This window comes from Desulfovibrio diazotrophicus (assembly GCF_902498985.2).
Lineage (GTDB): Bacteria > Desulfobacterota > Desulfovibrionia > Desulfovibrionales > Desulfovibrionaceae > Desulfovibrio > Desulfovibrio legallii.
Genome location: NZ_OX346397.1, coordinates 2593042 through 2614767 on the forward strand (window position 1 = coordinate 2593042; position 21726 = coordinate 2614767).

General features: G+C 63.6%; 17 protein-coding genes. 8 read left to right on the forward strand and 9 right to left on the reverse strand.

The window, feature by feature from the left end; genetic code table 11:
- Nucleotides 1-3: 3 nt before the first annotated feature.
- From purB to J7I12_RS11140, 5 genes are all read left to right on the forward strand, one after another.
- The gene (gene purB, locus J7I12_RS11120; RefSeq protein ID WP_483203509.1) at nucleotides 4-1317 is read left to right on the forward strand and encodes an adenylosuccinate lyase; all 1314 of its coding nucleotides are present in this window, start codon (nucleotides 4-6) and stop codon (nucleotides 1315-1317) included.
- Nucleotides 1317-1886, forward strand: a complete 570-nt coding sequence (gene pyrE, locus J7I12_RS11125; protein ID WP_242621200.1) for an orotate phosphoribosyltransferase — start codon at nucleotides 1317-1319, stop codon at nucleotides 1884-1886. The genes purB and pyrE overlap by 1 nt, the downstream gene beginning before the upstream one ends.
- Before the next feature lie 55 nt (nucleotides 1887-1941).
- On the forward strand, nucleotides 1942-4170 hold the full coding sequence (locus tag J7I12_RS11130; protein WP_498793704.1) for a L,D-transpeptidase family protein: 2229 nt from the start codon (nucleotides 1942-1944) through the stop codon (nucleotides 4168-4170).
- 25 nt (nucleotides 4171-4195) lie between these two features.
- A complete protein-coding gene (locus J7I12_RS11135; RefSeq protein ID WP_302548502.1) occupies nucleotides 4196-4930 on the forward strand; it encodes a hypothetical protein in 735 nt (244 codons plus the stop codon).
- Nucleotides 4931-5242: 312 nt separating this feature from the next.
- Entirely contained in the window at nucleotides 5243-8179 is a 2937-nt protein-coding gene (locus tag J7I12_RS11140) for an insulinase family protein (protein WP_498793706.1), read from the forward strand.
- Nucleotides 8180-8184: 5 nt separating this feature from the next.
- Here the strand turns inward: J7I12_RS11140 and J7I12_RS11145 are convergent, their stop codons facing one another.
- Complete coding sequence (locus tag J7I12_RS11145) at nucleotides 8185-8409, reverse strand: hypothetical protein (RefSeq protein WP_498793708.1); 225 nt, start codon at nucleotides 8407-8409, stop codon at nucleotides 8185-8187.
- A 412-nt stretch (nucleotides 8410-8821) separates the two neighbouring features.
- On the opposite strand from J7I12_RS11145, the gene sat reads away from it, so the two are divergent.
- Complete coding sequence (sat, locus tag J7I12_RS11150) at nucleotides 8822-10093, forward strand: sulfate adenylyltransferase (protein ID WP_118230580.1); 1272 nt, start codon at nucleotides 8822-8824, stop codon at nucleotides 10091-10093.
- A 191-nt stretch (nucleotides 10094-10284) separates the two neighbouring features.
- On the opposite strand, the gene lepA is transcribed toward sat, so the two are convergent.
- The 7 genes from lepA to J7I12_RS11185 all read right to left on the reverse strand — a co-directional run bounded on the left by lepA (nucleotide 10285) and on the right by J7I12_RS11185 (nucleotide 17783).
- Entirely contained in the window at nucleotides 10285-12090 is a 1806-nt protein-coding gene (gene lepA, locus J7I12_RS11155; protein ID WP_118230581.1) for a translation elongation factor 4, read from the reverse strand.
- Nucleotides 12091-12416: 326 nt separating this feature from the next.
- Nucleotides 12417-12740, reverse strand: a complete 324-nt coding sequence (atpE, locus tag J7I12_RS11160; RefSeq protein WP_118230582.1) for an ATP synthase F0 subunit C — start codon at nucleotides 12738-12740, stop codon at nucleotides 12417-12419.
- 109 nt (nucleotides 12741-12849) lie between these two features.
- Nucleotides 12850-13554, reverse strand: coding sequence for a F0F1 ATP synthase subunit A (gene atpB, locus J7I12_RS11165; protein ID WP_118230583.1), 705 nt, complete (start codon nucleotides 13552-13554; stop codon nucleotides 12850-12852).
- A 223-nt stretch (nucleotides 13555-13777) separates the two neighbouring features.
- Entirely contained in the window at nucleotides 13778-14209 is a 432-nt protein-coding gene (locus J7I12_RS11170) for a hypothetical protein (protein ID WP_288907367.1), read from the reverse strand.
- Complete coding sequence (locus J7I12_RS11175; protein ID WP_302548497.1) at nucleotides 14199-14789, reverse strand: AtpZ/AtpI family protein; 591 nt, start codon at nucleotides 14787-14789, stop codon at nucleotides 14199-14201. The genes J7I12_RS11170 and J7I12_RS11175 overlap by 11 nt, the downstream gene beginning before the upstream one ends.
- Before the next feature lie 256 nt (nucleotides 14790-15045).
- Nucleotides 15046-16527 (reverse strand): class I SAM-dependent RNA methyltransferase, encoded by a 1482-nt coding sequence (locus J7I12_RS11180; RefSeq protein WP_302148604.1) that lies wholly within the window; start codon nucleotides 16525-16527, stop codon nucleotides 15046-15048.
- Nucleotides 16524-17783: an MFS transporter gene (locus J7I12_RS11185; RefSeq protein WP_118230586.1), complete on the reverse strand. Its 1260-nt coding sequence runs from the start codon at nucleotides 17781-17783 to the stop codon at nucleotides 16524-16526. The genes J7I12_RS11180 and J7I12_RS11185 overlap by 4 nt, the downstream gene beginning before the upstream one ends.
- A gap of 204 nt (nucleotides 17784-17987) precedes the next feature.
- Here J7I12_RS11185 and flhB point away from each other — a divergent pair, with 204 nt between their 5' ends.
- Nucleotides 17988-19076 carry a flagellar biosynthesis protein FlhB gene (gene flhB / locus J7I12_RS11190; protein WP_118230587.1) on the forward strand — a complete coding sequence of 363 codons (1089 nt, stop codon included), beginning with the start codon at nucleotides 17988-17990 and terminating at the stop codon, nucleotides 19074-19076.
- A gap of 44 nt (nucleotides 19077-19120) precedes the next feature.
- Nucleotides 19121-21226, forward strand: a complete 2106-nt coding sequence (gene flhA / locus J7I12_RS11195; protein ID WP_118230588.1) for a flagellar biosynthesis protein FlhA — start codon at nucleotides 19121-19123, stop codon at nucleotides 21224-21226.
- Nucleotides 21227-21321: 95 nt separating this feature from the next.
- Here the strand turns inward: flhA and J7I12_RS11200 are convergent, their stop codons facing one another.
- Nucleotides 21322-21711: a DVU_2496 family lipoprotein gene (locus J7I12_RS11200; RefSeq protein WP_118230589.1), complete on the reverse strand. Its 390-nt coding sequence runs from the start codon at nucleotides 21709-21711 to the stop codon at nucleotides 21322-21324.
- Between the last annotated feature and the right edge of the window lie 15 nt (nucleotides 21712-21726).

Below are 21726 nucleotides of genomic sequence, written 5' to 3' on the forward strand. Positions count from 1 at the left end.
AGCATGATCGATCGTTATACCCGGCCGGCAATGGGCCGCATCTGGACCCTGGAAAACCGCTACCGGGCCTGGCTCGACGTGGAGCTGGCCGTGTGCGAGGCCTGGGGCGAACTGGGCCGCGTGCCCGCCGACGCCCTGGCGCACATCAAGGCCACGGCGGCCATCGATGTGGACCGCATTCTGGCCATTGAAGAGGTGACCAGGCACGACGTCATCGCCTTTTTGACTTCGCTGGAAGAAAAAGTGGGGCCCGAGGCGCGCTACATCCACCTGGGCTGCACATCTTCGGACATTGTGGACACGGCCAACGCCTTGCTGCTGGTCCAGGCCGGAACGCTGATCCTCAAGGATCTTGACGCGCTGCTGGTCACTTTGGCGGATCTGGCCCAAAGTCATAAAGGCGTGCTCTGCATGGGCCGCACCCACGGCATCCACGCAGAACCCACCAGCTTCGGCCTCAAAATCCTGGGCTTTTATGCGGAGTTCGTGCGCCACCGGGAGCGCGTCCGGGCCGGGCTGGAAAGCGTGCGCGTGGGCAAGATTTCCGGCGCAGTGGGCACCTACGCCTTTCTTTCGCCCGACCTGGAGGCCCGCGCCTTGGCCCGGCTGCACCTGGAGGTGGACCCGCATTCCACCCAGATTGTGCAGCGCGACCGCTACGCCCACTTCTTTACCTCTCTGGCCATTCTGGCCGGCGGGGTGGAGCGGCTCTGCGTGGAGCTGCGCCATCTGCAGCGCACCGAAGTGCTGGAAGTGGAAGAGGGCTTTGCCAAGGGGCAGAAAGGCTCTTCGGCCATGCCGCACAAAAAGAACCCCATCTCGGCTGAGAACATGTGCGGTCTGGCCCGGCTGCTGCGTTCCAACGCGCTGGCTTCACTGGAAAATCAGGCCCTCTGGCACGAGCGGGACATCAGCCACTCTTCGGTGGAGCGGGTCATCATGCCCGATTCCACCATCCTGGCGGACTATGTGCTGGCCCGGTTGGATCGGCTGTTGCGGGGCCTGGTGGTCAAGCCCGAACGCATGCGCGAAAATATGGAGCGCTCCTACGGGCTCTATTTTTCGCAGCGGGTGCTCACGGCCCTCATCGCCACGGGCCTGCCCCGGCAGCAGGCCTACGAGGCCGTGCAGCGTCTGGCCATGCAGAGCTGGGAAAGCCGCACCCCCTTCCCCGACCTGGTGCGCGCGGACGCGGCCATGAGCGGGTGCCTGGGCGCGGAGGCGCTTAAAGACCTGTTCGACCCGGCCTACTACCTGCGCTATGAAGACGCCATTTTTGCGCGCGTGCTCGCCGCGCCGGTAAAGGAGAAACGCTAGTGGACGCGCCTACGCTGGACCTCAAGCGCCGTCTGGCGCGGCTGCTGGTGGAAAAATCCTACCGGGAAGGTGATTTTTTGCTGGCCTCCGGCCGCCGAAGCGATTACTATTTTGACTGCCGCGTCACTGCACTGCACGCCGAGGGCTCCTGGCTTATCGGCAGTCTGTTTAACGACCTGCTCAAGGACGTTGACCTTCGCGGCGTCGGGGGCATGACCCTGGGCGCGGACCCGCTGGTTTCCGCCACCACGGTCATTTCGCACCAGCAGGGCAGGCCGCTGCACGGTCTGCTGGTGCGCAAAGAGGCCAAAGGGCACGGCACCGGCCAGTTTGTGGAAGGTTTGGGCAACTTTCGTCCGGGCGACCGGGTGGCGTTGCTGGAGGATGTGGTCACCACGGGCGGTTCGCTGCTCAAAGCCTGCGAGAGAATTCGGGACGCGGGCCTGTCCATTGCGGCGGTCTGCGCCATTCTGGACAGGGAAGAAGGTGGCCGGGAAAAGCTCCGTGAGGCGGGGTATGACCTGCTTGCGCTCTTTACCCGTGCGGAACTGGTGGCCCTTGCGCGTTGAGGGGGCCGGTTGCCGTCTGTGGGGGGTGGCGTTGGCGCTGCTGTTTTGCGGCGCAATGACGCTGGCCCGTCCGGCTTTGGCCGACAACTGGCAGGCCACCCTCTACAACGAGGGCCTGCCCGCGCATCTGGTAGCCGTGGACAAGGCTCGCCAGACCTTTCTTTTTTTTGAGAAAAAAAGCCCCCTTAAACTCAAGTACACGTTCCCCTGCACTACGGGTCAGCTTCCGGGCGACAAGCAGGTTCTCAATGACCTGCGCACCCCGGAAGGCGTCTATTTTGTGGAATACAAAATAGCCAGCGGTCTGGATTTTAAGGAATACGGCGGCATAGCTTATACGCTCAACTACCCCAATCCTGTGGACAAGCTGCGCGGCAAGACCGGCCACGGCATTTGGATCCACAGTAAGGGTTTCGGCATTGAACCCCTTTCCACCAGGGGTTGTGTGGCCATCGGCCTGGACGAAATCGGCGAGGTGGGCCCGCAGCTCACCCCAGGCACGGCTGTTGTCCTGGCCGAAAGGCTGGACGAAAAAAGCGTGCCCCGGGTTGACGACGGCACCGCCCGCCAGTTGCGCCGCCTCATGCAGGCCTGGAGCAGCGCCTGGGCCGCGCGTTCCCGTAAGTTTTTCGATTTTTATGATGCCGAGGCCTATTCCAGGGCCATGCCCGAAAGTTTCGTCGCCTTCCGGCAGAACAAGGAACGGCTGTTCAATATTCTGCGCTTCATCAAGATTTACAACCGTAAAATCCATGTGCTGGAAGGTCCGGGCTACTGGGTGACCTGGTCGGAACAGTTGTATACGGCTTCCAACCTTTCCACCGAGGGTATCCGCCGCCTGTACTGGCAGCGCGGCAAGGACGACAAATTCCGCATTGTGGGTATGGAATGGACCCCGCGCGACCTGGGCATGCGGGCCGATTTTCAGAAGGGCCGCCTGGTGGCCGAAGCGCCGCTGCAGGTGGTCAGCGATGCCGGCTCCGAAGCGCCCCGGCCGCCGCGCCTGGATATGCCTGAAAGCGCGGCGGAGGAGGCTGTCGCGGCGGCATCTCCTGCGGCGGTTGCGTCCCCGGCTGCGTCCGATGTGGAAAAAGCCCCGGTTCTGCAGTCCGTTGACCAGTCTGTTGCGGCTTCGGCCCCAAAGCCGACCGACACCGCGGCCGACAATGCGGGCAAGTCTTCCGGTGAAAAAGCCGCCGCACGCACGCTGCTGGCCTTGAGCGAGCCCCTGGTGCCCCTGCGCCAGACCGTGCCGCCGCCGGCTGAAGTCAACTGGGGCGCGCGTCCGGGTATGGCGGCCGGCAAAGCGGCCCAGCCCGCGCTGCCGCCGCAGGAGGCGCCACAAGCTGTACAGCCGTCCGCGTCGCAATCCGCGCCCGGTGTGGCCGTTGTTCCCACAGGGGCGGCTGCGCCCAGCGTGCCGACATCCCCCGCTGCTCCAGCCATGCAGCCGCAGGCCGCTCCGGCTACGCCCGTCCAGCCGCAGCCCGCGCAAACCCAGTCCGTGCAGCTGCCGACCCTGGAGCTTTCGGCGGGCACCAGGCAGGCCCTGGCCGCGGCGGTGGCCGACTGGAACACGGCTTTTGCCGCCCGTGCGGCCCGCATTGCCGATTTTTACGACCAGGCTCGCTACAACCGTGAGCCGGGCGCGCCGCGCGGGCATTCCTTGCGCACCACCCTGCGCGAGTTGGAGCGCCGTTTTGCTGCGCCCTGGCTGACGGTCATCAACCGCAAGCCCGACATGGAAATCAAGGGCGGTCTGGCCGTGACCAGCTGGGAGCAGCTGGTGGCGGCCCCCGAAGGTTTTGCCGAAGGCGTGCGCACCCTCTGGTGGCGCAGGGGCGAGGACGGAGGCTTCCGCATTGTGGCGGCCCAGTTCCGCCCCGGGCCCACAGGCCTGGCCGCCGATTATCTGGATCGGGTCAGCGATCAGGCCAGCGCCGCCCTTGAAACCTGGCGCAAGGCCTGGGAGGCCGCGCAGCTGGACGCCTACATGGACGCCTACACCAGTGACGCCGTGCAGCAGGGCCGCCGCGGGGCCGCCAACATCCGGCGGCAGAAGGAGCAGCTCTGGGCGCGGGTCAAGCCCACGCTGGTGCGCATTTCCGGCTTGCGCCTGGTGGTGGACCGCGCGGGCCTGCGGGCGGACATGACCCAGGTCTATGCGGACAGCGCGGGCCACAGCGACCGGGGCACCAAAACCCTCCAACTGCGTTTCGACGGCAAGCGCTGGCGCATCGCCCGTGAGGACTGGGCAGCGCTGCCGCCCGCGCCCCAACCCTGACGCCGGTTGCGGCGTGGAGCCGACCTTGGGCTATAAGACCAACCTCTGCATCATGTTCATGCCCGACGCGGGTCCGCGCCGCAGCTATCGGGTGCGGCAGGGCAGCTTCCGTCTGCTGCTTCTGCTCTGCGCCAGTCTGCCTGTGTTCTGCGCACTGCTGGGCTGGCAGTGCTGGCGGCTGTGGCAGCAGAATCTACAGCTGCGCGAAAATGTGCTCCGTTTTGAAAGCGATTACCAGGCCGCCCAGGCCACGGCCGAGCGCCTGGAAAATCTGGAGGCCCTGCTGCGGGAAGAAAATCTGTCCGGCAGGGAGCTGGTGCTGCGCCGCCTCAACGCCGTGGACGAAGAGGAGGCCCCTCCTGCAGAGTCCGCGTCCGCCGCACCGGCGGCCCCGTCCGCCGATGGGCCGGGCCATGAGGCCTTCCCGGCCGTGGATACGGGGTATGTGGCGGTGAGCAACGTGCAGGTCCGCGCTTTGCGCGGGGGCAGGCTGCGCATTGCCCTGGACCTGCGCAATACGGACAGTCAGAAGATTGCCGTCGGCACGGTCAGCGCCGTGCTGCTCACGGCCGACGGCAAACGCCGTACCCTGGATGCGAACCCGGACAGCGCGGCCAGCTTTCGCATCAACCGTTTTAAGCGCGCGGTCATGATGGTGGACGCGGGGCGCAGCCGTATGACCAACGCCCAGGTTTTCCTGGAAGTACATTCTCAGGATGGGGCGGTGGTCTTCCGTAATATTTTTCCTGTGGAGCGTTAGGGCATTGCAATTTTGCAATGCCCTGGCGGTTGCGTAAGCAGACGCCCGCCGTGGAGGCGCAAGCGTAGCTGCAGCCGTTGCGGCGCAGGAGCTTGGCCCGTTACGGCGGGCAAAGACGGCAGCGCTATGCAGTTGCGCGCTTAAGCGCCGGAACGCGCGTGCCGTAACCTTTCGCGTATGCATTCTCAAAGGTAATCTGCTCTGGCACGCGCGTATCCTCCTAGGGCGTCCGCAAAGGGCCGCCTTTCCCCACACGGGCCGACGCGCTGCCGTCGGCATCCCCAAAAATCCACTTCCTTTGAAGGAACAGCAATGAACAAGCACGGTTTCACACTGTTTACGGAAAAAGATCTGCACGAGGTCGGCGGCACGGCGCGGCTCTGGCGGCACGAAGTCACGGGCACGGCGCTGCTTTCCGTCTGCAATACGGACGAGAATAAGTGTTTTGGGGTCAGCTTTCGCACGCCCCCGGCGGATTCCACAGGTGTGGCCCACATCCTGGAGCATTCTGTGCTCTGCGGTTCGGCCAAGTATCCGGTGAAGGAACCCTTTGTGGAACTGCTCAAGGGCTCTCTGCAGACCTTTCTTAATGCCTTCACCTTTCCGGACAAGACCTGCTATCCCGTAGCCAGCTGCAATCTGCGCGATTTTTACAACCTGGTGGATGTCTACATCGACGCCGTGTTCCATCCGCGCATCAGCGAAGACATCTTCAAACAGGAGGGCTGGCATGTGGAGGCCCCTGCGTCCGACGGTCCCTGGGCCTACAAGGGCGTGGTCTATAATGAGATGAAGGGCGTTTATTCTTCGCCCGATTCCATCCTGGCCGAGCAGAGCCAGCAGGCCCTGTTCCCGAACACCCTGTACAGCCTGGATTCCGGCGGCAATCCTGAGCACATCCCGGACCTGACCTATACGGCCTTTCACGATTTTCACAGCCGTTACTACCACCCCAGCAATGCCCGCTTTTTCTTCTGGGGCGACGACCCGGAGGAGGAGCGTCTGCGCCTGCTGGACGAAGCCCTGCAGGGTTACGCGGCCCGGCCCGTGGATTCCGTCGTGCCCCTGCAGCCCCGGCTCACTACGCCCCGGCGGCTGGAACTGCCCTATGCCGCAGCGGCGGGCGAAACCCGCGCCCTGTTTACGGTCAACTGGCTGCTGGGCGAACGCGGCGACGTGCACCAGGCTCTGCTTATGGAAATGCTGGAGCACGTTCTGGAAGGTCTGCCCGGTTCGCCCCTGCGCAAGGCGCTGATCGCCTCCGGTCTGGGCGAGGACACCACTGGCTGCGGTCTGGAAACGGACCTGCGCCAGATGTACTACTCCACAGGCCTCAAGGGCGTGGCCCCGGCCGACGTAGCCCAGGCCGAGGCCCTTATTTTTGATACGTTGGCGGACCTGACACGCACGGGCATTCCCGCCGCCGCTGTGGAGGCTGCCGTCAACAGCGTGGAATTTGCCTACCGCGAGAACAATTCCGGGCGCTTTCCCCGCGGACTGAGCGCCATGATTCAGGCCCTCTCCACCTGGCTTTACGACGGCGATCCCTTGGCCCCCTTGGCCTGGGAGGCGCCGCTCACCGCCATTAAGGACCGTCTGGCCGCCGGTGAAAAGCTGTTTGAAGCGGCCATTGCCGACAACTTCCTGAATAACGCCCACCGCGCCACGGTGGTGCTGCTGCCCGACGCCGGACTGGGCGCGCGGCGGGAGGCGGACGAGGCCGCCCGTGTGGTCGCCGTGCAGGCCGCTGCCGGACCGGAGGAACGCGCTGCCCTGGTGGCGGAAACCCGTCGTCTGCAGGAAGCCCAGACCGCGCCCGACAGCCCGGAGGCCCTGGCCAGCATCCCGGCCCTGGGCCTGGACGATCTGCCGCGAGAAAACGCCGTTATCCCCCGCGCTGTAGCCCAATGGCCGGAAACGGCCCTCAGCCATGAGCTGCCCACCAGGGGCATTGCCTACGTCACCCTGTTGTTGCCGCTGGAAAACGTGCCCGACCGCCTGGCCCCCCTGCTGCCCCTGTTTGCCCGCAGTCTCACGGAAACAGGCACGGCCCGGCGGGACTATACGGAACTGGGCGCGCTCATGGCCGCCAAAACCGGCGGCCTGGGGGCCGACCCCTTGCTGGGGGTGGTGCGCGGCAGCCGCAAGACCGTGAGCTGCCTCAGCCTGTCGGGCAAGGCGGTGTATGATAAGCTGCCGGATCTCTTTGAACTTGTGGCCGAAGTTTTGTTGGAGCCCCAGACCGATGCGGCTGTGTTGGGCGAGCGCCTGCGCCAGATGCTGCTGGAGGCCAGGGCGCGGCTGGAACACGGCCTGCAGGCAGCGGGGCACGCCGCTGTGAGCGCCCGGCTGCGGGCGCGGTACACGGGCGCGGGGGCCCTGGCCGAACGCACCACGGGCCTGAGCTATCTGGAAAGCGTGCGCGGCTATCTGCGGCGTCTGGAGGCCGAGCCGCAAGCCCTGCTGGACGATCTGGAAGAGCTGCGCCGTCGCATCGTGGCCCGGCCCGGCGCTGTGTTTGACTGCACGGCCGAGGCCGAGGGCCTGGCCCTGGCCGAAACCCACGCCCGGCAGCTGCTGCGGGCCCTGCCGCCCGTGCGGGCCGGCGGGCGGGGCGATTTGGGCGTGGCCCCCCTGGATCTGCCTGCTGGTGAAGCCTTTGTGGCCCCCGCCCAGATCAACTATGTGGGCAAGGCCGCCAACCTCTATGATTTGGGCTACACCTATCACGGTTCGGCCAGCGCCATCCTGCGCTATCTGCGCATGGGCTATCTGTGGGAGCAGGTGCGCGTGCGCGGCGGGGCCTACGGGGCCTTTTGCGGTCTGGACCGCCTGGGCGGCACCCTGGTCTGCTCTTCCTACCGCGATCCCAATGTGGACGACACCCTGAGCGCCTTTGACGGCATGGCGGATTTTCTGCGCTCCTTTACCCCAGATGCGGCCCAGCTCACCCAGGCCATTGTGGGGGCCATCGGCGATCTGGACGCCTATCAACTTCCCGACGCTAAGGGCGCGCAGTCTCTGGCCCGCTGGCTCACGGACGATACGGACGCGGCCCGCGCGCTCATGCGTGAGGAAATCCTCGGCACCACGCCGCGTCACTTTAAAGAGTTTGCCGACGTGCTGGCCACGGCCGCGCGCGAGGGGGCCGTTTGCGTGCTGGGCGGGCCCAAAACCCGGGCCGCGGCTGCGGCCCACGGCTGGCCCATGCAGAAACTGGTGGAAACCCAGGGGGGCACGGAGAACTAGAGCCGTTAGCGAATGAAATGAGCTAACTGCTCTGCAAGGATTTTCTTGAAAATCCTTGCCACGAAATGCGCGAAGGCAGGCTTTTGCCTGCCGTAAGCGAGCATTTCAAGTGTTAAATGCTCTAGGCTGACGGCCCCGGCAATATCCTCTTGCGCCGTGCAAGCGGGCGTGCGCGCCGCTGAACAGAAACCCGGCCAGAAACCTGGCCAGAAACCCGGCAGGACAGGCAACCATGGCCTGATCCTGCCGGGTTTCTGCGCTGGTCTGGCGTCACGCCGGGGGCGGGCCGGGTTGTCTTCTGCATATTTTCCCGGACGGAAAAAGCAGCAGCGCGGCCAAGGCCTGCGCCATGCTTGAGAAAAAAAGCGCCATCAGCCTTTTTTGACGCCGGACGGGCACACTTTTTTCATATTTCCCCCTTCTCTTTTGCCGTGGTTCAGGCTATGCTGAGTTATCCGTAAACGGGACAGCACCGCCCCCGGTCTTCTTTTTGGGGTGCGGAGCCGAGATTTTTTTGGGGAGATGGTTGACTTTTTGTTAGATTATTCACAAGATGCTTTTGAAAGCAGTCCTCCCGCTTGGCGCGCCGGCACGCCAGCCCCAGGGGGAGGCGCCCATAACCAAAACACGGAGGATTTCGCGATGTCCAAACTGGTAGCTCCTCATGGCGGCAAGGGCCTGGTCTGTTGCCTTCTGGAAGGCAAGGCCCTGGAAGACGAAAAGAAAAAAGCCGCTGGCTTGAAGCAGATCGAAATTTCTTCTCGCGCCAAGGGCGACCTGATCATGATGGGCATTGGCGGCTTTTCGCCCCTCAAAGGCTTCATGAACAAGGCCGACTGGAAGAGCGTTTGCGAAAAAATGACGCTTTCCGACGGCACCTTCTGGCCCGTTCCGGTGACCCTGGACATCGCCGCCGCTGATGCCAAGGGCCTGAAACCCGGTGAGGAAGTGGCCCTGGTCCGCAAGGGCGAGATTATGGCCACCATGAAGGTCGAGGAAGTCTACGAGATGACCGAGGCCGACAAAAAGTGGGAATGCGAGCTGGTGTTCAAAGGCTCCGGCCCGGACTCCGAAAAGTTTTGGGAAGTGGCCCCCAGCGACCACCCCGGCGTGAAAATGGTGCTGGCCCAGAAGGAATTCAACCTGGCCGGCCCCGTCAAAGTGCTTTCGCAGGGCGAATATCCTGAGAAGTTCCCCGGTGTGTACATGACCCCCGCCCAGCTGCGCGCCAAGATGGACGAACGCGGCTGGCAGAAAGTGGCCGCCCTGCAGCTGCGCAACCCCATGCACCGCTCGCATGAATACCTGGCCAAAATTGCCGTGGAAGTCTGCGACGGCGTGGTCATCCACTCTCTGGTGGGCTCCCTCAAGCCCGGCGACATCCCGGCCGAAGTCCGCGTGAAGTGCATTGACACCTTGGTGGACAAATACTTTGTCAAAGACTTCGTCATCCAGGCCGGTTATCCTCTGGACATGCGCTACGCCGGGCCCCGCGAAGCCCTGCTGCACGCCACCTTCCGCCAGAACTACGGCATCAACAACCTCATCGTGGGCCGCGACCACGCCGGTGTGGGCGACTTCTACGGCATGTTTGAAGCGCAGGAAATCTTCCGCAAGATTCCCCAGCCCGCCGAAGAAGGCAAGCGCCTGCTCTGCCATCCGCTGAACATCGACTGGACCTTCTACTGCAAAAAGTGCGACGGCATGGCCAGCATGCGCACCTGCCCCCACGGCAAGGAAGATCGCGTTATCCTGTCCGGCACCAAGCTGCGCAAGATGCTCTCCGAAGGCGCGGAAGTGCCGGATCACTTCGGCCGTGAAGAAGTGCTCGTTATCCTGCGTGAGTACTATTCCAGCCTCACCGAAAAGGTGGAAATCAAAATGCAGCGCGCCGCTTCCGGCTCGACCATGTAAGTTCGGCTCCGGAACAACGCCATCACAACATCAAGAGGCGCCCGCAAGGGCGCCTCTTGTTATTTTCTGCGTGGGCGCAAACGCCTTGCTGCAGTGTTGCCGCGTGTTGTGTCAGGAGGTTGCAGGGCATTTCAATATTACAATGCCCTGGCGGTTGCGTAAGCAGTGGCCAGCGCAATTGCAAGTGGAGCCTATTCGTCGCCCACTTTGAGCGCGGCCAAAAAAGCCTCCTGCGGCAGTTCCACATTGCCCATGCGCTTCATGCGTTTTTTGCCTTCCTTCTGTTTTTCCAACAGCTTACGCTTGCGGGTAATGTCGCCGCCGTAGCACTTGGCGGTCACGTCCTTGCGGAAGGCCGAGACGGTTTCGCGGGCAATGATCTTTTGGCCGATGGCAGCCTGGATGGCTACCTGGAAGAGCTGGCGCGGGATGCTGCGCTTAAGTTTGAGGGCCAGGGCCCGGCCGTAGGTATAGGCACGGTCGCGGTGCACGATGACAGCCAGAGCGTCCACGGGTTCGCCATTGAGCAGAATGTCCAGGCGCACCAGGTCCGCAGCGCGGTAGTCCAGCGGGTGGTAGTCCATGGAGGCGTAGCCCTTGGTGGCGGACTTGAGCCGGTCAAAAAAGTCGTAGACGATTTCGGCAAAGGGCAGTTCGTAGGTGAGCACCACGCGGTTGGTGGCCAGATAGTGCAGGTTTTTTTGGAAGCCGCGCTTTTCTTCGCACAGTTTCATGACGTTGCCCACGTATTCGTTGGGCACATGGATATCCATGTTCACATAGGGTTCATAGAGCGCGCGGATTTTGGTGGGGTCCGGCAGGCGGCTGGGGTTGTCGATCTCCAGGGTTTTGCCGTCGCTGGTTTCCACCTTGTAGATAACCGAAGGGGCAGTGGCGATGAGACCGACTTCGAACTCCCGCTCCAGGCGCTCCTGAATGATTTCCATGTGCAGCAGGCCCAGAAAGCCGCAGCGGAAGCCAAAGCCCAGAGCCTGCGAGGTTTCCGGTTCAAAGGTAAAGGCCGCGTCATTAAGCTGCAGCTTTTCCAGCGCGGCCTTAAGGTTTTCGTAGTCTTCAGACTCGGTGGGGTAGAGCCCGCAGAAGACCATGGGCTTTACGTCCTTGAAGCCCGGCACGGGGGCATCGGCGGGGTTGTCGGCCAGAGTAATGGTGTCGCCCACCTTGGCGTCGCCCAAGGCCTTGATGGAGCCGCACAAAAAGCCCACTTCACCAGCCTGCAGCTGGGGCACGTCCTTGGCTTCGGGGGAGAACACGCCCAGACGCAGCACTTCATATTCCTTGCCCGTACTCATAAGGCGCACCGTGTCGCCCACGCGCGCGCGGCCGTCCATGACCCGAAACAGGATTACCACGCCCTGGTAACTGTCGTACCAGGAGTCAAAAATCAGCGCTTTGAGCGGAGCTTCGGGGTTGCCCTCCGGCGCGGGCAGGCGGTGGACAATGGCCTCCAGCACCTGGTCCACGCCTTGCCCGGTCTTGGCCGAAACGGGCAAGGCCTCGGAGCAGTCCAGGCCGATGCTTTCTTCTATTTCGGCCTTGACGCGCTCCACATCCGAGCTGGGCAGGTCTATTTTGTTCAGTACGGGGATGATTTCGTGGTCGTGGTCCAGGGCCAGGTAAACGTTGGCCAGGGTCTGCGCTTCCACGCCCTGGGTGGCGTCCACCACCAGCAGGGCGCCTTCGCAGGCCGCCAGGGAGCGCGAAACTTCGTAATTGAAGTCCACATGGCCGGGCGTATCAATGAGGTTAAGCTCGTAGGTGCGGCCGTCGGCGGCAGTGTAGGGAATGCGCACGGTTTGCGCCTTAATGGTGATGCCGCGCTCACGCTCCAGGTCCATCCTGTCCAGATACTGCTGGCGGGCCTCACGCTGGCTGACCACGTTGGTCAGTTCCAGAATGCGGTCGGCCAAGGTGGATTTACCATGGTCGATGTGGGCAATGATGCAAAAATTGCGGATGTGGTCCTGTTTGGGCATGGCGTGTTCCTGCGGCCTGAGTAACGTTTTTGAGCAGAATTCTATAACCAAGTTCCGCGCAAAAGTCCATGTGTCCATGGGGCCGCGACAGCTTTGCGCGCGGTGGTTGCGGAGCAGAATCTACGCCCCCGCGAAGGAACGACCGAACAAGCCGCAATGACGCTGCGCTCGTCGGCTGCGGAGCAGGGCACAAGTGCGCCATGGGCGGGAGGAACTCCGGTTTGGTGCGGGCTCGCGCCGCGTGCCGCAACGCGGCGCACTGCCGCCCACGACACGAAAAAGGCGGCCCCGAGGAGCCGCCCTTGTGGACAATGGCTGGTCCGGCCTTACGCGTAGGGGTTGGCGTACAGCAGGATGAAGCTGATAACCAGGGCGTAAATGGCCAGGGATTCAATGAAGGCGAAGGCCAGAATCATGGTGCCGGTGATTTTGCCGCTCACGTCAGGGTTGCGGGCAACGCCTTCGCAGGCGCCTTTGAGGCCCAGGCCCATGCCGATGCCGCAGCCGAAGGCGGCGATGCCGATGCCGAGGGCGGCGGCCAGGCAGGTGTAGCCCAGGGCGGCGGCGTCAAGGCTGCTGGCGGCGAAGGACATGCTGGCCATGCCCATCAGGACCACGGTGTTGAGGGCGATCATCAGAATCTTGCGCATGAGACACTCTCCTTGCACTGTTGTATGGTTGGGTCGTAATGACCATTCCCGGCAGATTCGGGCCGCAGATGCGGCGTATGCGCGACGTTCGGGGCCGCGCCAAAGGTTCCTAGTGTTCGGGGGCTTCCAGCGCGCCCTTGATGTAGAACATGGTAAGCATAAAGAACACAAAGGCCTGCATGAGCTCGCCCAGCAGGAACAGCGCATAGGTGGGCAGGGTACCCAGAATGGGCGCCATGACGAAGAAGAGAATCAGCACAATTTCCTCGCCCCGCAGGTTGCCGAAAAGACGGAGGGAAAGCGAGATGGGGCGGGAAAGGTGCGACACAATTTCCAGCGGAAACATGAGTGGGATGAGGAATTTGGAAGGTCCGGTAAAGTGGTGGATGTAGTGCCCCTTCCAGCGGATGAGGCCCACGGCGTTGTAAAATATCAGCACAAACAGGGCCATGCACACGGTGGTATTGAGGTTGGCCGTGGGCGAGTCAAAGCCGGGCACCAGACCGATGAGGTTCATGGACAGGATGTAGATAAACATGCCCACGAGCAGGCCTACATATTTGCGGCCGTTTTCGCCCATGGTGTAGATGATGAATTCCTCAAGACTGTTGACCAGGGCCTCAAAAAAGTTCTGCAGCCCGCCGGGCACCAGGGTCAGGCGACGGCGCATGATCCAGGCCAGGGTAAACAGTATGGCCATACAGACCCAGGAATAGAAGACGTGCTTGAATTCCACCACCTGCCCGCCGAGGGTGACGTTGTCCAGACCCACAAACGTGGAGAGCAGTACCGGATGCGGCAAACCACCTGCCATGAGCCATGCCTCCTGTGCCTAGGCGCTGTGCGCCGGTTGCTGTGTGGCCCGAGGGCCGTTCCCCAGAAAAATTGTCTTCCGCCGTTCTAGGGCATTGCAACCTTGCAATGCTCTGCGGTTGCGTAAGCAGCCGCCTGCCGTAGAGGCATAAGCGCAATTTGTTTGCGCGCTTAAGCGCCGGAACGGGCGTGCCGTAAACTTTGAGAAGACATATTCGCAAAGTTTATCTGCGCTGGCGTCCGGCTTTGCCCTGTTCGTGCGCGGCCAGAGCGTAGCTGAGCAGCGCACAGGCGCAGGCCGTGGCCATGCCGCTCAGCAGAGCCAGGGGCGGCGCGGCCCAGTGGACCAGGGCGGCGTACAGAATCGCGGCCACCACAGCCAGCCGGCCCAGCCAGCGCACAATGACAATGCGCAGAAAGGCCGTGCTGTAATCGCCCAGGCCGCGGCGCAGAAAGAAACGCGCCAGGCACCAGAACGTCCAGGCCATGACGGCCAAACCTACCCCGAACCAGAAAACCCAGGGGGTAACCGCAAAGAGCAGACCCCCGCCCAGCAGCGCCAGCGCTGTGAGCAAAATTTCGTTGCGCAGCAGGGCCCGTACAGCGGGATGGTCAATACCGCGTCGCCATAACCAGGCGTCAATGCTATGGAACATCCGTCGCACTCTGTTCACCCCGGTCGGCGTCCGCCGTGTTCCCCTGTGCCGCGTCCGCTGTCCGCCGCGTCGTCTTTTCCGGCAAAGCGTCGTCCTGTGGGGCCTGTGCGGCGGCTGCGTTCGCATCCGCAACCGTCAGCCGCGGCGCGCTTTCCGCTTGTCCTGCCGACGGCGGCACGGCTGTTGCGCGTTGTGCCGCTTCCTGCGTTCGCGCCAGGCCTTTGGCCTTGTCGGCGTTGCGCCCGTGGGGGCCTTCCCCCCCGGGGCTGTCCGCAGTGCGCTGCCCGGAAGGCTCCGCGTCCGCTGCGTGCGTCAGGGCGGCCCGGCGTGCGGCGTCCTGGGCTTCAATCTTGCGCAGCAGGGCGCGCGTGTCGCGGTAAACGTTTAAAAAACCCGCGCCGATGCCCACCACCAGAAAAATCAGTTTGCACCAGGGGCTGGTGCCCAGCCAGCGGTCAAGCCCGTACCCGATGGCAAAACCCACAGCGGGCCCGCTGACCAGATGCAGACCGATGACCCCGGTGTTGGCCATGGCCTCCAGGCCGCTTTGCTGCTGCTTGAGAAAATCCTTGAACCACATGCGGCCTCCGGAACACACCCGGCGGAACCACCGTGTACGCCCAACGCTGTTCAAATTATCACAGGCTCTCGGACGCGTCAATGACTTTGGCCGGAAAAGCCCGCCGTCCTTTCCACATTTTTTGCGCTGCGGTTTTTTCGTCCGGGCTTCTTTACCCTGTTCCGCGTGCCGTCGTCCGCTTTTCCCTTGTTACCGCCTTGCGGCTGCCGCCCGCGTTGTATGCGGCAGGCGCGTCGCTGTTTTTCCTTATTGGCGGCTACAGCCTTTGCCACAGGCTCAGGCATTCCACATGCGGGGTGTGGGGAAAGAGGTCCACCGCCGCCAGCCGCGCCAGCCGGTAGCCTTCGCGTAGCAAGGCGGCATCCCGCGCCAGGGTCGCGGGATTGCAGGAAATGTAAAGGATGCTCCTGGGCCGCAGCCGCAACAGTGCCGCGAGCGCCGCCGGGGCCAGGCCTGCGCGGGGCGGATCCGCCAGGACCATATCCGCCGTTGCCGTCCGCTCCTGCAGCAGCAGCGCTGCGTCCCCGGCCGCATACCGGCAGTGGTCCACGCTCAGGCCTGCGGCATTTTCCCGCGCCAGGGCCACAGCGCGCGCATCCTGCTCCACGCCGTACAAACGGGAAAAGGCCGGGGCCAGCAAAAGGCCCGGCGCGCCCACACCGCAGTAAAGGTCCAGCAGTTCTCCTCCGCCCTCCGGCAGCAGGTCCAGGGCCGTGCGGGCCAGAATCTGCGCCGCGCTGGTATTGACCTGAAAAAATGAGGCCACGTCCAGAGTAAAAAATCGGCCCAGCAGGGGCAGATGGAGCCGGGCGGCCTCCGGCCGGGACCGGCCCGTGGCGTCCAGCACATCCACCCGCCGTTCGCCCAGAGTCAGGGCGTCCGCTCGGCCGCGTTCTTCATGCACAAAGGCCGCCAGGTGGGGGAAAGCGGCCAGCAGCTCCCGGCCCAGGCCGCGTACTGCGGCCCGCGCCGTGGCGTCGCCGGGGCTGGTGAGGCAAAGCGCCCACCAGCGCGGGCTGCGCAGATCCGCCGCCAGGCCGCGCCGCAAGGTCAAAAAACGCCAGAAGCCGCCGGCCTGCTCCGCGTCCCTGCCCAGAAGCATCCGGTTCTGAAAAGTCCGGCTCTGCCTGCGCCGTGCGGGTTGATGGCGCTGCTCCGGGGCATTCCAGGCGTTCAGGCCGTTGCGGCGCGCCAGATCTTGGGCCAGGTTTTGGGCTGCTGCGGCCATGCGCAGGGCTTCGGGCGGCAGCAGGGTACAGCCCGGCACGGGCGTCACCCGGCGGCCGCCGCGCTCGCGCAGGCCCAGCACGGGCAGGCCTGCTGCGTCCGGGCCAAAGGCCAGCTCCATTTTGTTGCGAAAGCGTGTTGTGGCGGGCGAGGCCGCCACCGGTCCCAGCAGGGCTTCAAGCTCCGGGCGGGGCAGGCCGCCCACGCGCTCCAGGGCGTCCAGAACCAGGGTACGCTTCCAGGCCAGTTGACGCGCCTGCGGCAGCGTCTGCAAGGGGCAGCCGCCGCAGGCATCTCCGTGCGGGCAAAGGGGCGGAACCGCGTCCGGGGTTTGCCGCAGCACTTCCGTAGAGGCGGCCTCCCAGAAGCGGGGCTTGCGGCGCAGCACCCTGGCGCGCACCTGCTGTCCCGGCAGGCCGCCCACAACAAAAACCACGGTTCCGTCCAGGCGCGCCACGCCCCGGCCGTCGTGGCTCAGCCCGTGGATTTCCAGAATCGGGTCTGCGCTCATGCGTTGCCTTTCTGCCCGGATTTGCGCGGGGCGTGGCGGTAGTGGGCCAGGCTTTCCGCCGCGTCGTCTTCCCGTAGAAACAGGGTCAGCAGCAGGGCCGTGCCCAGCGCGCCCATAAAGACCACGTCAGCAGCGGCGTATCCGCCGGTAAGGTCGTAGGCGTAGCCCATGATGGGGTAGCCGGCGCAGCGCAGAATAATGAAGATGGACACGAATTTGTAGGACGGCAAAAAGTTTTCGCTGCCGAAGTAGTAGGAAACCGCAGCGGGCAGCACTGTCCACAGGCCGCCGATGCAGGCGCCGAAGACTACGCTGAACACGGCGAGGTTGAGCAGGGTGTGGGGCAGGAAGCCCATGCCCATGCTGGCAAGACAGGTGGACATGACCAGACGCGAGGCCGTGAGGGGGGTGAGCCTGTCGCAGATCCAGCCCCAGAAGTATTTGCCCAGAGCGGCAAACAGGGCGGCAGTGCAGGCCAGCAGCATGGCGGGGTAGGGGGCCAGACCCAGGTCGGCGAAGCGGGGCTTCATTTGACTCATGACCGAAGACCCCACCATGAGGGCCAGGCCGAAGGCCAGCCCCATGCAGTAGGCCTGGGGCGTATGCAGCATGGCGTTGAAGGAGGTATCCTGGTGCTGCCGCTTTTTGGGCTGGTAGGGTTCGTGGCGGCGGCCATCGGGGTGCAGGCGCATGTCCTGGGGGGAGTCGCGCACCATGAGCCAGGAGAGGGGCGCCAGCGAACAGGTCAGCAGGCCCAGGGCCAGGTAGGCCGTGCCCACGCTGAAGGTATTGATGAGGACCATGCTCAGCAAGGGCAGGATGACGCCGGAAAGGGAGGTGCCCGCATTGGCCAGACCAAAGGCGCGGCCCCGGAAGTGGTGGAACCAGTTGCTCACGAGGGCGTTGCCCACCACGCCGCCGCAGATTTGGGTGGAAACCCAGGCCACGGTAAAGAGCAGGGTAAACAGGGGCAGACTCGTGGTGCCGCCCAGCAGGATGGTAGCGATGCCCCCGGTGAACGCCCCGATGGTCATGAGGCGTCGCAGGGAGTGGCGGGCGCAGAGCCCGGCGGCCAGGGGCATGGCGATCTGCCCCACAAGAGTGGCCAGCCCCATGCCCACGTTGAGCTCTGCGCGCGTCCAGCCGTTGAGGGCGCAGAGGGGCTCCATAAAGGCGTTCATGCAGTAGAGCACCGTGCCCTGCAGCATAAAATTGCCGCTCATGGAAAGCAGGCTGATTTTCCAACCGTAAAACACGCGGGCCTCCTGCACGGGGAGCGGCGCCGACAATTTTTTGAAAGTGGCGTTGCGTTGTTGAACATAACGCCAAAGGCAGCGGCGCTCAAGCCCACAGGGCCGTGAAAAGGAAAGATTCCTTACCGCTGGCAACTGGGCACGATTTTTGCTTTATTCCCTCGGCAAGAGCCGCCGTCAGGGTGGCGACGCAAGGGGGCGCGGCGCATGTTCGGCAAGCAGACGGATCCCAGCAGAACGGAACAAGCCACACCAAAACGGCGCAGCAAAAACCGGGAGGAGGGCAATGTTCCCAAGTCGGCGGAGCTGGGCAAGGCCGTGAGCCTCACGGCAGGGGTGCTCTGCCTGTATGCCCTGATCGGCCCCATGACCGAGCGGATCAAAGCCCTGTACCGACATTTTCTGGGCCATGCCTGGGAGTTCGACCCCAACCCCGAAAACGTCTACAGCCTTAGTCTGGACCTTATGGCAGAGGTCGCCAAGCTCATTTTGCCCGTGCTGCTGCCCCTGGCCCTCTGCGCTTTGGCGGCACAGCGTCTGCAGGTGGGCAAGCTCTGGACCACCAAGGTCTTCAAGCCCAAACTGCAGCGCTTCAACCTTATCAAGGGGTTGAAGCAGATGTTTCTTTCGCCCCAGACCTTGCTGCGTTCGCTCAAAAGTCTGCTGTTTTCCCTGATTCTTACGCTCATTCCCGGCTATGTGCTCTATGCGGAGTATGAAAATTTTCTGCCCATGTACTACGCCACCAGCGAAGGCGTGGCCGCCTACATGCTGCGCATGGCCTTCAAACTCGCCTGGTATGCGCTGCTGCCCATCCTGGCCATTGCCGCCTTTGACGTCTGGCAGACGCGCTTTGCCTACAACGAAGGCATGAAAATGACTAAGGACGAAGTGAAGGATGAGCAGAAGCAGGCTGAAGGCGACCCCATCATCAAAGGGCAGCAGCGCAAAAAAATGATGGCCGCCATGTCCAAGCGCATGCTCCAGAGCGTGCCCAAGGCCGACGTGGTGGTGACCAACCCCACCCACATTGCCGTGGCCCTGCGCTACAATACCGCCGAGGCTCCGGCCCCGGTGGTGCTGGCCAAGGGGGCGGACCACCTGGCGGAGAAAATCAAGGAAATAGCCCGCGAAAATCGCATCCCCATCAGGGAGAACGTGCCCTTGGCACGAGCTTTGTATAGTTCTGTGGAAGTGGGGGACATGATCCCCGAAGATTTGTACAAGGCCGTGGCCGCAATACTGGCCAGCATCTGGAAGCTCAAGCCCCGCGCGGCCGGCCCCGGTTCGGCCTAGGTCCGGACGCAGCCCCTGCGGCCCCACAGTGAGGTGTCAGAATAATGGCAACAGCGACCCTTCCGCAAATAGACTACAGCCGCTTTTCCAAGCACGGCGAAGTGGCCCTGGCCGCCGGCGTGGTCATCATTCTTTTTGTCATGCTGGTGCCTCTGCCCACGTTTTTTCTGGATATCATGCTCTGCGTGAGCATTTCCATCTCTCTGCTCATTCTCATCACCACCATGTTCATGACTTCGCCGCTGGAGTTCACCATCTTTCCTTCTCTGCTGCTGGTGACCACCTTGCTGCGGCTTTCGCTCAACGTGGCCTCCACCAGGTTGATTCTGCTCAACGGCAACATGGGGGCCAGCGCGGCGGGCGAGGTCATCCGCGCTTTCGGCCAGTTTGTGGTGGGCGGCAGCTATGTGGTGGGCGCGGTCATCTTTCTTATTCTGTTCATTCTCAACAAGGTGGTCATCACCGCGGGCACCACGCGCATCGCCGAAGTGGCGGCGCGCTTTACCCTGGACGCCATGCCCGGCAAGCAGATGGCCATTGAGGCCGACCTCAACGCCGGGCTTATTGATGAGGAAGAAGCCACCAACCGCCGGGCCGCCATGCGGAAGGAGGCCGACTTCTATGGCGCTATGGACGGCGCGTGCAAATTCGTCTCCGGCGACGTCAACGCCGGCATGTTCATCACCCTGGTCAACATCGTGGGCGGCATCATCATCGGCATGGTCCAGAAAGACATGGACTGGAACACGGCCCTGACCACCTATTCCCTGCTGACCATCGGCGATGGTCTTGTCAGCACCATTCCTTCCATCGTCACTTCCACGGGCACGGGCCTGCTGGTTTCGCGTGCGGCCTCCGAGGCCCGCATGGGCGAAGAATTTCTGGCCCAGCTCACCTTCAACGCCAGGGCCCTCAAGCTGGTTTCCGCCGTGCTGCTGCTGTTTGCCCTGGTTCCGGGCCTGCCCACCATTCCCTTTCTTATCCTCTCTGCGCTCATCTTCAGCGTGTCCCGCCTGAGCGCGCAGCGTGAGGAAGCCCAGGACGCCGCTGCGGCCAAAAGCAAGGCCAAAGCCAAGGCCAAGGGCTCCGGCGTTGCCGACACCCCGGAAGAAGTGCAGGCCCTGCTGCCCCTGGATATTCTGGAGCTGGAAGTGGGCTACGGCCTCATCCCTCTGGTAGATGAGGAGCAAAGCGGCAATCTGCTGGCGCGCATCCGCTCCATCCGGCGGCAGTTCGCTCTGGATATGGGCGTGGTCATCCCCTCCCTGCACCTGCGCGATAACCTGCAGCTCAAGCCGGGGCAGTACGCCTTGCTGATCAAGGGCAACCAGGTGGCTTCGGCAGAAATACTGGTGGACCACTTCCTGGCCATGGACCCCGGCAACGTGACCACCAAGATCAGCGGCATCGAAACCCGCGAGCCGGCCTTCAACCTGCCGGCCCTGTGGATACCCGCCAGCCAGCGGGAAGAAGCCATGCTGGCCGGCTATACCGTGGTGGACCCGGCCACGGTTATCGCCACCCACCTCACCGAGGTCTTCAAACGACATTTGTCCGATTTTCTGGACCGTCAGGCCGTGCAGGCCCTGCTGGACACCCTGGCCAAGCACGCGCCCAAGGCCGTGGAGGATCTGGTGCCCAACGTTCTGCCCCTGGGCACAGTGCAGAAGGTGCTGCAGCTGCTGGTGCGCGAAAACGTCGGCATCCGGGATATGCTCACCATTGTGGAAACCCTGGCGGACTTCGGCCCTGGCGTCAAAAATGCCGAAATGCTTACGGAATATGTACGCGAACGGCTCTCTCGTTCCATTGTGCGGCCCTATCTGGACAGCCAGGGCGCGCTGCCCGTGCTGACCCTGGCCGCCAACGCCGAACGCGCAGTGCAGGAGGGCGTGCGCCATGCCGACAACGGCGCGAGCTTCCTTTCGCTCAACCCGGTCGTGGCGCAGCGCCTGGTGCAGAACATCAACGCAGCGGTGGAAAATGCCGTCAGTACCGACGGTCAGCCCGCCCTGCTGGTCAACCCCGTCATCCGGCCCCATCTGGCCCAGCTGGTGACGCGCTTTCTGCCCAATGTGCCCGTCATTTCTCAGGCGGAAATCCCCCAGGACATCCGTCTGCAGTCCGTGGGCGTGGTGGCGGCGGAATAACAAGGGCCCCGCTTGTGGCGGGGCCCCCATGCAAGAAGCGGCGGCGCGGGCAGTCAGGGCCCGTGTCGCCGTTTCTTTGCGCCTGTGGCGGCGCGTTAAATATTCTCCGTCACCCAGTCCACCACCTGCGCCATGCGCTTGAGCATATAGCGGTGAGACGGCAGGGGCTGGGCCAGATCGTCCAGGTCGCCGTCCAACCGGTAGATGCGCCAGTCGCCTTCAGGCAGCCGTCCCGCGGCCACGTCGGCGTTGACGGCCGCCCTGGCCGCGCCGGGAGAACAGAACAGCTCAAAATCGCTGGCTCCGGGGTCCAGCACCACGTCCGCGCCGCCGGCGATATCAATGATGTAGTTGCCCGGAGCGTACACATAGACGTAGGGGCAGGGCTCCGAGGGGGGGGCCGGTGTGGGGGCCGGGGCGGGTTCCGGGGTTTTGACGCAGGCTGTCAGGACCAGACTGGCCATGAGAAAAAGGCGTGTGCGCATGAAAACAAACCTCGC

Excerpts from the sequence above, each read along its gene's own strand:
- purB (WP_483203509.1), top strand. The coding sequence starts at position 4 with ATGATCGATCGTTATACCCGGCCGGCAATGGGCCGCATCTGGACCCTG.
- J7I12_RS11130 (WP_498793704.1), top strand. The coding sequence starts at position 1,942 with ATGACGCTGGCCCGTCCGGCTTTGGCCGACAACTGGCAGGCCACCCTC.
- J7I12_RS11140 (WP_498793706.1), top strand. The coding sequence starts at position 5,243 with ATGAACAAGCACGGTTTCACACTGTTTACGGAAAAAGATCTGCACGAG.
- sat (WP_118230580.1), top strand. The coding sequence starts at position 8,822 with ATGTCCAAACTGGTAGCTCCTCATGGCGGCAAGGGCCTGGTCTGTTGC.
- lepA (WP_118230581.1), bottom strand. The coding sequence starts at position 12,090 with ATGCCCAAACAGGACCACATCCGCAATTTTTGCATCATTGCCCACATC.
- atpE (WP_118230582.1), bottom strand. The coding sequence starts at position 12,740 with ATGCGCAAGATTCTGATGATCGCCCTCAACACCGTGGTCCTGATGGGC.
- atpB (WP_118230583.1), bottom strand. The coding sequence starts at position 13,554 with ATGGCAGGTGGTTTGCCGCATCCGGTACTGCTCTCCACGTTTGTGGGT.
- J7I12_RS11170 (WP_288907367.1), bottom strand. The coding sequence starts at position 14,209 with ATGTTCCATAGCATTGACGCCTGGTTATGGCGACGCGGTATTGACCAT.
- J7I12_RS11175 (WP_302548497.1), bottom strand. The coding sequence starts at position 14,789 with ATGTGGTTCAAGGATTTTCTCAAGCAGCAGCAAAGCGGCCTGGAGGCC.
- J7I12_RS11180 (WP_302148604.1), bottom strand. The coding sequence starts at position 16,527 with ATGAGCGCAGACCCGATTCTGGAAATCCACGGGCTGAGCCACGACGGC.
- flhB (WP_118230587.1), top strand. The coding sequence starts at position 17,988 with ATGTTCGGCAAGCAGACGGATCCCAGCAGAACGGAACAAGCCACACCA.
- flhA (WP_118230588.1), top strand. The coding sequence starts at position 19,121 with ATGGCAACAGCGACCCTTCCGCAAATAGACTACAGCCGCTTTTCCAAG.
- J7I12_RS11200 (WP_118230589.1), bottom strand. The coding sequence starts at position 21,711 with ATGCGCACACGCCTTTTTCTCATGGCCAGTCTGGTCCTGACAGCCTGC.